We start from the raw sequence: 12,738 nt of genomic DNA on the forward strand, positions 1-12,738 counted from the left end.
GGGGTTACAGGCCCAGCTCGGCCTCGAAGTTGCCGGCCTCCAGCCGCTCCTTGACCGCGACCAGGAAGCGGGCCGCGTCGGCACCGTCGATCAGCCGGTGGTCGTAGGACAGGGCCAGGTAGATCATCGACCGGACCGCGACGACCTCGCCCAGCTCCGCGTCGTTGACCACGACCGGACGCTTGACCACGGCACCCGTGCCGAGCATCGCCGACTGCGGCGACGGCACGATCGGGGTGTCGAACAGCGCGCCCCGGCTGCCGGTGTTGGTCAGCGTGAAGGTCGCACCGGCGATCTCGTCCGGGCTGATCTTGTTGGTCCGGGTGCGCTCGGCCAGGTCGGCGACCCGCTTGGCGATGCCGCCCAGGTTGAGGTCACCGGCGTTGTGGATGACCGGCACCAGCAGGCCACGCTCGGTGTCCACGGCGATGCCGAGGTTCTCGGCGTCCGGGTAGGTGATCGTCCCGCCGTCGAGGTCCATCCGGGCGTTGACGATCGGGTACGTCTGGAGCGCCTCGATCGCGGCGAGGGCGAAGAACGGCAGGAACGACAGCTTGACGCCGTGCCGTGCCAGGAACGAGTCCTTGGCCTGCGACCGCAGCTTGGCGATCTTGGTGACGTCCACCTCGATCACGGTGGTGAGCTGCGCCATCTCGTGCAGCGACTGCTGCATCCGCTTGGCGATCGCGGAACGGATGCGGGGCAGCTTCTCGGTGGTGCCGCGCTTGGCGCTCGGCTGCGGCTTGGCGGCCGGCTTGGCGCCAGGCGCGGCGGCGGTCGGCTGCGCCGGGGCGGGCGCGGCCTTGGCAGCCTTGGCCTTCTCGGCCGCGTCCAGCACGTCCTGCTTGCGGATCCGCCCGCCGACACCGGTGCCGTTGACCGAGGCGAGGTCCACGCCGTGCTCGCCGGCCAGCTTGCGGACCAGCGGCGTCACGTACCCGGCAGCCTGCTCGCCGCCGTTGGACGGCGCCGCCGCGCGCTGCGGGGCGGGGGCCGCCGGCTGAGCGGCCTGCTCGGCCTTGGCCGGCTCCGGGGCCTGCTCGGCCTCCGGCACCGGCTCGTTGTACGACGCACCCGGCGTCGGCTCGGCGACCTGCGGCTCCGGCTTGGCCTCGGGCTTCGGCTCCGGCTTGGCCTCGGCCTTCGGCTCCGCCTTGGGCTCGGGCTTCGGCTCCGGCTTGGGCTCGGGCTTCGGCTCCGGCTTGGACTCGGCCGGGGCGGCACCGGCCGCACCGACGACGGCCAGCGTGGCACCGACCTCGGCGGTCTCGTCCTCGGGGACCTTGATCTCCAGGACGGTGCCGGCGACCGGGGAGGGGATCTCGGTGTCGACCTTGTCGGTGGAGACCTCCAGCAGCGGCTCGTCCACCTCGACGGTCTCGCCGACCTGCTTGAGCCAGCGGGTGACCGTACCCTCGGTGACGCTCTCGCCCAGGGCCGGCATCTGCACCGGGGTGCCCTCGCCCGACGGCGCGGATGCCTGGGCCGGCTGCTCGGCCGGCTCCTCGACGGCCGACTGCTCCGCCTCGGCCTGCGGCTCCTCGGCCGCCTCGGCGGCCTGCTCGGCGGGGGCCTCCTGCTGCTGCGGGGCGGCCGCTCCGCCGGTCGACTCGCCCTCGCCGGAGATCACCGCCAGCTCGCTGCCGACCTCGGCCGTCTCGTCCTCGCCCACCACGATCCGGGTCAGCACGCCGGCCGCGGGGGACGGGATCTCGGTGTCGACCTTGTCGGTGGAAACCTCGAGCAGGGGCTCGTCGACCTCGACGGTCTCACCCTCCTGCTTGAGCCAGCGCGTGACGGTGCCCTCGGTGACGCTCTCGCCGAGCCGGGGCATGGTGACCGATACCGGCATGTTCTCCAGACTCCTTCATTTCCCTGGTGGGGGGATCATCGCCCGTCGCCGGACGCCGCGGGTTGTCGTGGTCAGGCGTGCGCGTGCAGCGGCTTGCCGGCGAGGGCCAGGTGCGCCTCGCCCAGGGCTTCGTTCTGCGTCGGGTGGGCGTGCACGAGCTGCGCCACCTCGCCCGGGTACGCCTCCCAGTTGTAGATCAGCTGCGCCTCGCCGACCAGCTCACCGACCCGAGCGCCGACCATGTGCACGCCGACCACCGGGCCGTCGTCGACCCGGACGAGCTTCACGAAGCCGGCCGTCTTGAGGATCTGGCTCTTGCCGTTGCCGCCGAGGTTGTAGTTGTAGGTCTTGATCTTGTCGGCGCCGTACTGCTCCTTGGCCTTGGCCTCGGTGAGGCCGACCGAGGCCAGCTCCGGCTCGGAGTAGGTGACCCGGGGGATGCCCGCCTCGTCGATCACGGCCGGGTTCTGGCCGGCGATCTCCTCGGCGACGAAGATGCCCTGCTGGAAGCCGCGGTGGGCGAGCTGGAGGCCGGGCACGATGTCGCCGACCGCGTACACGTTCGGCACGCTGGTGCGCAGCCGCTCGTCGGTCAACACGTACCCACGGTCGGTCTTGACGCCCTGCTCCTCGTAGCCGAGGTCGGCGGTGTTCGGGCCGCGACCGACGGCGACCAGCAGCAGCTCGGCCTCGACCGTGTCGCCGCCGGCGATGGTCACCTTGACGCCGTTGTCGGTCTTCTCGACCTTCTCGAACGGCTTGCCGACCTTGAAGTTGATCTTCCGTTTGCGGAACGCCCGCTCCAGCGCCTTCGACGACTCCTCGTCCTCGGCGGCGACCAGGCGGGGCAGCGCCTCGATGATGGTCACGTCCACCCCGAAGGACTTCCACACGCTGGCGAACTCGACGCCGATCACGCCGCCGCCGAGCACGATCGCCGAACTCGGGACCCGGTCCAGGGTCAGGGCGTGGTCGCTGGTGATGACCCGCTCGCCGTCGACCTCCAGGCCCGGCAGGCTCTTGGCGTACGAGCCGGAGGCCAGTACCACGTTGCGGCCGGTGTACCGCTTGCCGTCCACCTCGACCGCGTTCGGGGCGACCAGCTTGCCGGCCCCTGCCACGAAGGTGATGTTCTTGGTGCCGCCGACCAGGCCCTGGAGGCCCTTGTAGAGGCGGGAGATGACGCCGTCCTTGTACGCGTTCACCCCGGCCATGTCGATGCCGACCAGCTCGGCCTTGATGCCGAACTGCTCCGACTCGCGGGTCTGGTCGGCGATCTCGGCGGCGTGCAGCAGCGCCTTGGTCGGGATGCAGCCGTTGTGCAGGCAGGTGCCGCCGAGCTTGCCCTTCTCGATCAGCGCGACGTTCAGGCCCAGCTGGGCGGCGCGCAGGGCGGTCGCGTAGCCGCCACTGCCACCTCCGAGGATGACGATGTCGAAGGTTGCGTCGTTCGGCTCGCTCACGTCCAACTCCCAGGTCGCGTCGCTGCATCGGGGGTCACGGCGGGGTAACAGGGACACACCCCACCTCGGCCATCTTGTCACCACCGTGCGGAAGCTGCGTACCGAGGTGCCCAACGACACGTGGTCGCCACGTACCCTTGGCACTGCCTTCGACGACGAACGCGTGGGGAGACGGCTCGGTGGGACTGTTCCGGCGACGCAAGCAGGCACGCGCGGTTGACTCCGACCGTACGGCTAATCGCGCCGATCTGGAGCACTTGGAAAACTTTGTCCGGACCCGCAAGGGTGTCGAGGCGTTCATCGAACCCCGCACCACCGTCACCGAGACCACCGTCATCCTGATCGCCGACGACGGCGAGTGGACCCGGCGCCGCATCGACGGGCCGGACGGGGCGCGACGCTTCGCGTACCGGGTCAGCATCCCGGTCTACGACATCGCCCTGATGGGCTACCCGCAGCGGATGCGTGACTACAACGAGCGCCGCAAGCGCCGCCCCGAGCAGTACTGACCCGTCCCGGCCGCACCCCCGCCGCATCGCACCGTGCGCCGCACCCTGCCGCAGTGGCGCGGCTCGGCCTGGATGTTAGGAAGGGTCCCCTGCTATGCGCCAGGCGTTAGCAGGGGACCCTTCCTTACACGCACACGTCAGCCGTTCGCGGTGACGTCGTCGATCAGGTGCAGGAGGGTACGGACCGGTACGCCGGTGCCGCCCTTGGTCCAGTAGCCGGTCGGTTCGCCCGAGTGGTACGACGGTCCTGCGATGTCGATGTGCGCCCAGGGGACGTCGTCGGTGACGAACTCGCGCAGGAACACACCGCCCTGCAACATGTGACCGGCCCGGTCCATGCCGGCGTTGACCTGCGAGATGTCGGCCACGTCCGAGTCCATGCCCTTGCGCACGTCGTCCGGCAGCGGCATCGGCCAGGCCGGCTCGCCGACCGCGTCACCGGCGTCGCGGACCCGCTCGCACAGCTCGGCGGTGCCCATCACGCCGGAGATCCGCTTGCCCAGCGCGACCACCTGCCCGCCGGTGAGGGTGGAGGTCTCGAAGAGGTAGTCGCAGCCGTCCGCGCAGGCCCGGGCCATCGCGTCACCGAGGATCAGCCGGCCCTCGGCGTCGGTGTTGAGCACCTCGACCTTCTTACCGTTGAACATGGTGATCACGTCGCCCGGCCGGTACGACGTCCCGGACGGCATGTTCTCCGCCATCGGCACGTACGCGGTCACCGTCACCGGCGGCTTCAGCTCCGCGACGGCCAGCATGGTGGCGGCCACGGCCGCCGCCCCGGCCATGTCGGACTTCATCTCCCACATGCCCTGCGCCGGCTTGATCGAGACGCCACCGGTGTCGAAGGTGATGCCCTTGCCGACCAGAGCGATCCGCTTGCCGCTGCCGCCGCCGTCCGGGGTCCAGGTCAGCTTGACCAGCCGCGGCGGGGCCTCCGAACCCTGACCGACCGCGATGATGCCGCCGTAGCCGCCCGCACGCAGAGCGACCTCGTCGAGCACCTCGACCTCGAGGCCCGCCGCCCGGCCGGCCTCGGCGACCGCGTCGGCGAAGACCGGCGGACGCAGCTCGTTCGGCGCGACGTTGACCCAGTCGCGAGCCCGCCGGACTGCGGCGGCCACCGTCCGGGCCCGGGTCACCTCGGCCTGCGTACCGGCGTCCGCGGCGTCCGGCACCGCGACCAGCACCTCGGCCACCGGCTCGCGCCGGCTCGGCTGCGGACGGGTCTTGTAGCCGGCGAACCGGTACCCGCCGAGCAGCGCTCCCTCGGCGACCGCGCGCAGCGCGGCGGGGCCGTCGGCGTCGTCCGGCAGCGGCAGCGCGAGCGCCACCCGGGACGCGCCGGCCAGCGCCCGTACGGCGGCCCCCGCCGCCCGCCGCAGGGTCTCCGGGGCGGGTGCCGCACCGGTGGGCTCCGGTCCGAGCCCGACGGCGGCGACCACCGGGGCGGTGACGGTGCCCAGGGTGGCCAGTTTGATCACCTCGCCCGGGCCGCCGGTCGCGCCGAGCAACGCCAGCGTCTCGGTCAGCTTGCCGTCGAAGGCGGCGGCGATGCTCTCGGCGCCGCTGGCGAGCAGCAGGGTGCCGGCGAGGCCGCTGGTGGCGTCCTGCTCACCGGTCGTACTGTGCACGCCGATCACGATCGCGTCGACGGCGAGTTCGGCGGGGTCGGTGTCGACCAGGCTCAGGGTGGTGCTGGGCGATGTCACGGAAGCTGCTCCCGGGCGGGCCGGGCCGGCCGCGTGTGGCGTACCGGCGGTTCGGTTGGTGCCGGCGGATGAGGTACCCGTCGGACGTCGGTGCTGCCCCGCCGGTTACTCCGGCGGGTCCCGCCGATGCTAACCAGACCGGTCCGCCCCGGTAAGTTCCCTCCCATGACCGACGTGACCACCGACGCCGCCGAAACCCGGCTGCGCCGCTCTCCGCTGGCCGAGCGACACTCCGTACTCGGCGCCAAGTTCGCCCCGTTCGGTGGCTGGGAGATGCCGCTGGAGTACGCCGGCGGCGGGGTGCTGCGGGAACACACCGCGGTGCGTACCGAGGTCGGCGTGTTCGACGTCTCGCACCTGGGCAAGGTGCGGGTGACCGGGCCGGGCGCGGCGGCGTTCGTCAACGCCTGCCTCAGCAACGACCTGGGGCGGATCGGTCCCGGCCGGGCGCAGTACACGCTCTGCTGCGACGAGGCCACCGGCGGCGTGGTGGACGACATCATCGCCTACCTGTACGCCGACGACCACGTCTTCCTGATCCCGAACGCCGCGAACACCGCCGAGGTGGTGCGCCGGCTGCGCGCCGCCGCGCCGGAGCAGGTCACGGTCACCGACGAGCACGAGGCGTACACGGTGCTGGCGGTGCAGGGACCGCGTTCGGCGGCGCTGCTGGCCGGGCTGGGCCTGCCCACCGACCACGGCTACATGAGCTTCTCGCCGGCCACCCTCGACGGCGTCGCGCTGACCGTGTGCCGCACCGGCTACACCGGTGAGCTGGGCTTCGAACTGGTCGTCCCGGCGGCCGACGCGGTGACCGTCTGGGACGCGCTGTTCGCCGCCGAGCCCGCGCCGCGCGCCTGTGGGCTGGCCGCCCGGGACACCCTGCGCACCGAGATGGGGTACCCGCTGCACGGGCAGGACCTGTCGCTTCAGATCAGCCCGGTGCAGGCCCGGTCCGGCTGGGCGGTGGGCTGGGACAAGCCGGCCTTCTGGGGCCGCGACGCGCTGCTCGCGGAGAAGATCGCCGGTCCGGCGCGTACGCTGCGCGGCCTGGAGGCCGTCGACCGGGCCATCCCGCGCCCCGGCATGGCGGTGTTCCACGGCGACACCCGGGTCGGCACGGTCACCAGCGGCACGTTCAGCCCGACCCGCAAGCAGGGCATCGCCCTCGCGCTGGTCGACACCGCCCCGGCCCTGCCGGACGGCACCGAACTGCACGTCGACGTCCGTGGTCGCCGCCTGCCGGTCCGGCTGACCCGACCGCCCTTCGTCGACCCGTCGGTGAAGTGACTCTGTCGGTGAGGTGACTCAGGAGCGGGGCGGTTCGCCGGCGTCCAGGACGGCCTGGGTCCAGCCGCCCTCGACGACGCCGGAGGTGTCCAGCACGGCCCAGTCGACGACGTCGGCGGCCTCGACCACCACCGGCGAGCCGATGCGGACCGACGGGTCGGTGTTGGCGTCGCTGGCGCTGGCGCCGACGATCCGTTCCGGTGTGTCCCACGAGGTCACCCCGGCCCACACGTACTCCGGACCGTCGTCACCGGGCAGCCCGTACTTGACCACGAGCTGAGTCTGCGGCGGGAGCTGGCCGGCGCGGAAACGGGCCCGGATGTCGCCCAGCCCGGCGCGGGCGGTGGCGACCGCCCGGCTCATCGCGTCACCCGATCGCGCGTACCGCACGTCGGGCTGGATGCCGGCGAACAGGGTGCCGCAGGCAGCGGCGAAGTAGCGCCCGTCCGGGCCGGGGTGCCCGGCCGGTGGGCGCAGGCTGAGGAACGAGTCGGCGTCCGGGTCGGTGGCCGGGTCCAACTCCAGCCGTAGGAGCACCGGCGCGGTCGCCCCGTGCTGCTCCGGATTGCCGTAGGCGACTGCGATGTCGTGCCCGGTGACCGTGGCCAGCACCGGCAGCGGCACGAACGCCGGCACCTCCTCGCCGGCCAGCCCGTCGGTCCAGTTCCGCAGCAGCCGGCGCGCGGCGCCGGTCATCACCGCGCCCCAGGCCCGGGTGAGGTGGTCCGGCACGCCCTGGGTCTGCAACTCCAGCAGGCCGAAGCGGCGCAACCCCTTGGTGGTGAACCAGAGCCCCTCGGCGTCCGAGGAGTACGGCACCAGCACCCAGTCGACCAGCCGGACCCGGCCCTCGGCGTCCGGCAGCGACCGCAGGGCCGCCGCCGGGTCCAGGAACTGCAACCCGAACACGTCGACCACGTCGCCGCCGACCTCCTCGGCCACCGCGGCGGCCACCGCCCGGGCCGCCCACTCGTGGGCCGGCGGCCAGCCCGGCCGGTACTCGGCCTGCACCACCACCAGGTGACTCGCGGCGGCCAGCCGGTCGAGCTGCGCCTCGGTGGCCCCGAACGCGGTGAGCAGGTCCGGCGGCAGCTCGGGGAACTCGCCGATCGGGCGGATGTCGACGCTCATCAGCGGGCTGTCCAGCATCTGCACGGCCAGCCCGTGCACCGGCTCGGCCAACCGACCGGCCAGCCCGCGAACCGCCGTGCGGGCGGTCACCGACGGCAGCCCCACCGTCGGCGCCAGGTACGTCGCGGTGAGCGACTCCGGGACCGGTACGGGCAGGAAGTCGTCGGTGATGAGCATGTCGTCCCCAGGGTGGCCGCGCTGGTGCTGTCGACAAGGAACGCTACCCGCCACCGGCCGCATGGCTCAGCCGGACAGCACCAGACCCAGGTAGACCAGCGTGGTGACCAGCTCGACGGTGGCACCGAGCACGTCGCCGGTGATGCCGCCGAGACGGCGTACCACGTGCCGCAGCAGCCCGGCCGCGACGGCCAGCGCGGCGAGCACGACAAGCGGCCCCTGCCAGGGGCGATCCGGCACGGCGGGGATCGCCGTCAGCGTCACGGCGACCGTCGCCACGGCCAGCGCGACCGGCCCGACGGTGCCGGCGACCAACGCGCCGAGCCCGTCCGGGCGGGCCGCCGGGACACCCCGCCGGCAGGCCAGCGAGACCCCGAGCCGACCGGCCGCGACTGCCACCAGCACCGCCGTGAACGCCGCCGACCGGGACCGGCCGGCCAGCTCCGCCAGCGCCGCGGCCTGCACCAGAAGGACGAGCACCAGCGCGACTACGCCGAACGGCCCGACGTCCGGCTTTTTCATGATCTCCAGCGCGGCCGGTCCCCGCCGGTACGACCCGAGCGCGTCCACCGTGTCGGCCAGCCCGTCCAGGTGCAGCCCCCGGGTGAGCAGAGCACCCGCCGCGACGGTCACCCCGGCGGCGACCAGCGGTGCGGTGACTGCGTCGAGCAGCAGCAGGAGACCGCCGAGCGGGACGGCCAGCAGGGCGCCGACCACCGGGGCGAGCGCCATCGCCGTACCGGCCGTGGTCCGGTCGATCCGGCCGGTGCGTACCGGCAGGATGGTGAAGGTGGTCAGGGCCAGCCGCGCCCCGTCGCCGAGCCGGGGCTCAGCCGGCACGCGCGCCCGGCTCCGCCGGTTCGGTGCTGGTCGGTCCGGGCGGTTCGGTTTCGGTGCTGGTCGGTCCCGGGCCCGCCGGCTCGGGCTCACGGAAGTCCGGCTCGTCCTGTTCGACCGGCTCCGGCTCGTCGGCGTCGTCGGCCGCCTCGCCCGACGGGCGCGGCGGCAGCGCGGCGGCCAGCGCCAGCACCGAGCGCAACAGCGGCAGCACGGTCAGCGCGTTGGCGCCCTCGCCGAGGTCCAGCCGCAGTTCCGTGAGCGGGCTCAGGCCGAGCACGTCGGCGGCCAGCTTGACGGCCGGGTGCCCACCGTGGTCGGCCAGCATGCACCAGTGCCGCGCCTGCCCGGCGAGGTCCCGGCTGACCAGGCCGGCGGCCACGCCGACCGGCCCGTCCAGCAGCACCGGCGTGCGGCGCGCGGTCGCGCCCAGCAGGATTCCGGTGGCCACGGCGATATCCCCACCACCGAGCTGGGCCAGCACGTCCTTGGCGTCCCGGGAGGCCCGGCGGGTGCGGTGCAGGGCGTCCCGGACGGCCGCGCAGCGGGCCATCCAGGCCACGTCGTCGATCTCGCCGTCGGGGGTGACCACCCGTCCGAGCACGGCGGGCGCCTCGGCACCGGCCGTCGCGGCCAGCACCGCTGCCGCAGCCGCCTCGGTGCCGGCACCGCACGCCGCCACCACCAGCAGGTGTACGCCGGAGTCCACGGCCTCCGCGGCCAGCCGCCAGCCGTACCGCAGCGCGGCGTCGACCTGCTCGGCGGTGAGCGCCGGCCCGTCCTCGATGGCGGCGGCGGTGGGCGCCGTCACCACCTGCAGGCTCGCCCCGCTCTCGGCGGCCAGCCGGGCGAGCACGCCCTGGCCGGCGCGGGCCGACTCGGCGCGCCGTGCCGACTCCCCGTCCGGAGTGCCGGCGGCACTCCCGCCGTCGTGGTCGCCGTGCAGCAGCAGCACCCGGACCGACTGCCAGGGTATCGGGGTCGGGGTGCCCTGGGTGGCGGCGGCGAACGACACCACCTGCTCCAGGACGCCGAGCCCGGTGCCCGGCACGTCCAGCGTGGCGAGCCGCTCCACCGCCTGCGGACCGGTGTGGTCGTCGGGCATGGGCAGTTCCATGCCCGGTTGGATGACCAGGCCGGTGTCGGCGACCGGCAGCGTCATCGCGGGTGGCGTCCGCCCGGTCCCGTCCGCGGCCGGGACCGGTGCGGCTGCGGCCGGTACCTCCGGGGTGGTCACCGGGGGCGACGCCGGCAGCGCCGCGGCGTCGTCGGCCGGTCGCGCGTCGCTCGGGCCGGCCTGTGCGGGCACCGCCGTGCCGTTGACGGGGGACCGGCCCGGCGAGGGCTCGGCGGCCGGTGCCGGTTCGGGCGTGGCCGGCTTCAGCCGGACCGGCTGGCCGGCGACCACCAGGACCACCGCGTCGCAGGCGTCGGCGACGGCCCGGTTGACCGCGCCGAGCGCGTCGGTGAAGGCCCGGCCCAGCGGTGTGGTCGGCACCAGGGAGAGCCCGACCTCGGGACTGACCAGCACCAGCCGTGCCGGGCAGTCCCGGACGGCGGCGGCGAGTTCGGCGACGGTGACGGTGTCGTCGGCCGGCTGGTGGGCGGGGTCGAGCAGCACGGTGACCCAGCCGCCGAGGTCGTCGACGAGCAACGTCTCCTCGGGCCGGGCGGCGGCGATCACGTCGGCCAGCCGACGCGGATCGTCCGCCGTCTCCTCGGTGTTCCAGGTCGCCGGCCGGCGCTCCCGGTGCGCGGCGATCCGCGCCGCCCACTCCGCGTCGTCGTCGCCTCCGCCGGCGGCGGTGGCCACGTACCGGACCGTGGCCGCGTCGGCCACCAGGGACTCGGCGAACTCCGACTTGCCGGAGCGGATGCCGCCGAGCACCAGGAGCGTGTTCCACCCGTCTAGGGACATGGCTCGTACCTTAACGGCCGGCCGGGCGGGAGCGGCATCGCAGGGCCACGCTCCCGCGCCAGCTCACCGAGGCTCGGGGGACTGGTACATGTAGTCGTTGGGGTTGACGTCCGCCGGCTTCGGGTCCTCCTGCCAGGCGCCCTCGCCGGGTCGGGCGACCAGGGCGTCGATCAGTTCCTCCCGGTCCATCTCCCGTGCCCCCTGGATACCGCCGTTGACCGCGATGTCGCGAATTTCCGCCGTGTCCATCTCCGGAATGGGTTTCGTCATCGTCGCCTCCTGTGAAGATCCGTTCCCCCGGACATACCCGGCCCGGGCACGGTCAACCGCCGGGGGTACGCCCTCGATCGACGACCGTGGCCGGGCGGTCGGCGGTGCGGTACGACTACGCTGGCGCCAGGTCCGTCCCAGCGGGACATCAGCGGCGAGGGGAGACGCGCACATGGCGTGGAGCTGGCGGTACGAGGGCGCGAACGGCGAGTCGGTCGACGGGCCGGGGGAGTCGTTCGGTAGCCAGGCCGACGCCGAGTCCTGGATCGGCCAGACCTGGCGGGAGCTCGCGGCGTCCGGCGTCACCTCGGTCACGCTGCTGGAGGACGACCGGGTGGACTACCGGATGAGCCTGCAACCCCCGGCGGAGTGATGCCGCCCCGGGACTCCGAGCCGCTGGTGCTGGGGTACCCCGGGCCGCGTTCCGGCCCAGTCCGGTGTTCCTCGCCCTGGTCGCGTACCACGTCCCCGGCCGGCCTGAACGTGCCCGGCCGGGGACGGGCCGGGTCAGCGACGCTCGGCCGGCGACTCGGTACGCGCCGGATCCCGCTCGGTCACCGGCTCGACGACCTCGTCGATCGCCTTGAGTAGACCGGCGTCGAGCTTGACCCCGGCCGCCTTCACGTTGTCGTGCACCTGCTCGGGGCGGGACGCGCCGATGATCGCCGACGAGACGTTCGGGTTCTGCAGCACCCACGCGACGGCGAGCTGGGCCATGGTCAGCCCGGCCTGGTCGGCCAGCGGCCGGAGCTGCTGCACCCGGGTCAGCACGTCGTCGGTGAGCCACTTGGCGATGAAGCCGGCACCGGACTTCTCGTCGGTGGCCCGGGAACCGGCCGGCGGCGGCTGGCCGGGCTGGTACTTGCCGGTGAGGACGCCCTGCGCCATCGGTGACCAGACGATCTGACCGATTCCCAGTTCCTCACTGGTGGGTACGACCTCGCTCTCGATGACCCGCCAGAGCATCGAGTACTGCGGCTGGCTGGAGACCAGCGGGATGCGCAACTCCCGGGCGAGGGCGTGGGCCTCGCGGATCTGCGACGCCTTCCACTCGGAGACTCCGATGTAGTGCGCCTTGCCGGAGTGCACGACGTCGGCGAAAGCCTCCATCGTCTCCTCCAGCGGCGTGCTGTAGTCGTACCGGTGGGCCTGGTACAGGTCGACGTAGTCGGTCCGCAGCCGGCGCAGCGACCCGTTGATCGACTCCATGATGTGCTTGCGGGACAGGCCCCGGTCGTTGCGACCCGGACCGGTGGGCCAGTACACCTTGGTGAAGATCTCCAGGCCCTCGCGCCGCTCCTGCTCCAGCGCTCGGCCGAGGACGTCCTCGGCGCGGGTGCCGGCGTACACGTCGGCGGTGTCGAAGGTGGTGATGCCGGCGTCCAGGGCGGCTCGGACGCAGGCGAACGCGGCGTCCTGGTCGACCTGCGAGCCATGGGTGATCCAGTTGCCGTACGAGATCTCGCTGACCATCAGGCCGGAACGGCCCAGGTGTCGGAATTCCATGCCCTGACCCTAGCCCCACCGGAGGTACGAACGGCCAGGGCGATTCTCGACGCATCGGCTTGCGTGGCCGCCAGAT

At 73.4% G+C, this 12,738-nt stretch carries 11 protein-coding genes and 1 pseudogene; 4 read left to right on the forward strand and 8 right to left on the reverse strand.

The window, feature by feature from the left end; genetic code table 11:
• Nucleotides 1-4: 4 nt before the first annotated feature.
• Together sucB and lpdA are read right to left on the reverse strand one after the other, a co-directional pair.
• On the reverse strand, nucleotides 5-1,852 hold the full coding sequence (gene sucB / locus ID554_RS23355; RefSeq protein ID WP_117228374.1) for a 2-oxoglutarate dehydrogenase, E2 component, dihydrolipoamide succinyltransferase: 1,848 nt from the start codon (nucleotides 1,850-1,852) through the stop codon (nucleotides 5-7).
• Between the two features lie 71 nt (nucleotides 1,853-1,923).
• Entirely contained in the window at nucleotides 1,924-3,315 is a 1,392-nt protein-coding gene (gene lpdA, locus ID554_RS23360; protein ID WP_117228375.1) for a dihydrolipoyl dehydrogenase, read from the reverse strand.
• A gap of 179 nt (nucleotides 3,316-3,494) precedes the next feature.
• On the opposite strand from lpdA, the gene ID554_RS23365 reads away from it, so the two are divergent.
• Entirely contained in the window at nucleotides 3,495-3,824 is a 330-nt protein-coding gene (locus tag ID554_RS23365) for a hypothetical protein (RefSeq protein WP_117228376.1), read from the forward strand.
• 137 nt (nucleotides 3,825-3,961) lie between these two features.
• Here the strand turns inward: ID554_RS23365 and ID554_RS23370 are convergent, their stop codons facing one another.
• Entirely contained in the window at nucleotides 3,962-5,533 is a 1,572-nt protein-coding gene (locus tag ID554_RS23370; RefSeq protein ID WP_117228377.1) for a leucyl aminopeptidase, read from the reverse strand.
• A 165-nt stretch (nucleotides 5,534-5,698) separates the two neighbouring features.
• Between ID554_RS23370 and gcvT the strand changes: the two genes are divergently transcribed.
• Nucleotides 5,699-6,823, forward strand: a complete 1,125-nt coding sequence (gene gcvT, locus ID554_RS23375; RefSeq protein WP_117228378.1) for a glycine cleavage system aminomethyltransferase GcvT — start codon at nucleotides 5,699-5,701, stop codon at nucleotides 6,821-6,823.
• 18 nt (nucleotides 6,824-6,841) lie between these two features.
• Here the strand turns inward: gcvT and ID554_RS23380 are convergent, their stop codons facing one another.
• The 4 genes from ID554_RS23380 to ID554_RS23395 form a co-directional block, all read right to left on the reverse strand.
• Nucleotides 6,842-8,131, reverse strand: coding sequence for a DUF2314 domain-containing protein (locus ID554_RS23380; RefSeq protein ID WP_117228379.1), 1,290 nt, complete (start codon nucleotides 8,129-8,131; stop codon nucleotides 6,842-6,844).
• Nucleotides 8,132-8,197: 66 nt separating this feature from the next.
• Complete coding sequence (locus ID554_RS23385) at nucleotides 8,198-8,971, reverse strand: adenosylcobinamide-GDP ribazoletransferase (RefSeq protein WP_117228380.1); 774 nt, start codon at nucleotides 8,969-8,971, stop codon at nucleotides 8,198-8,200.
• Complete coding sequence (cobU, locus tag ID554_RS23390; protein WP_117228381.1) at nucleotides 8,961-10,886, reverse strand: bifunctional adenosylcobinamide kinase/adenosylcobinamide-phosphate guanylyltransferase; 1,926 nt, start codon at nucleotides 10,884-10,886, stop codon at nucleotides 8,961-8,963. Before cobU ends, ID554_RS23385 begins: the two co-directional genes overlap by 11 nt.
• A gap of 63 nt (nucleotides 10,887-10,949) precedes the next feature.
• Entirely contained in the window at nucleotides 10,950-11,156 is a 207-nt protein-coding gene (locus ID554_RS23395; protein ID WP_117228382.1) for a hypothetical protein, read from the reverse strand.
• A 172-nt stretch (nucleotides 11,157-11,328) separates the two neighbouring features.
• Here ID554_RS23395 and ID554_RS23400 point away from each other — a divergent pair, with 172 nt between their 5' ends.
• Nucleotides 11,329-11,529, forward strand: a complete 201-nt coding sequence (locus ID554_RS23400; protein WP_117228383.1) for a hypothetical protein — start codon at nucleotides 11,329-11,331, stop codon at nucleotides 11,527-11,529.
• A 10-nt stretch (nucleotides 11,530-11,539) separates the two neighbouring features.
• Nucleotides 11,540-11,623 (forward strand): annotated as a pseudogene (locus ID554_RS33205) (site-2 protease family protein); the annotation flags it as partial.
• 40 nt (nucleotides 11,624-11,663) lie between these two features.
• On the opposite strand, the gene ID554_RS23405 reads toward ID554_RS33205, so the two are convergent.
• Nucleotides 11,664-12,662, reverse strand: coding sequence for an aldo/keto reductase family protein (locus ID554_RS23405; protein WP_117228384.1), 999 nt, complete (start codon nucleotides 12,660-12,662; stop codon nucleotides 11,664-11,666).
• Nucleotides 12,663-12,738 lie beyond the last annotated feature (76 nt).

Origin of the sequence: Micromonospora craniellae (assembly GCF_014764405.1) — a bacterium.
GTDB lineage: Bacteria > Actinomycetota > Actinomycetes > Mycobacteriales > Micromonosporaceae > Micromonospora > Micromonospora craniellae.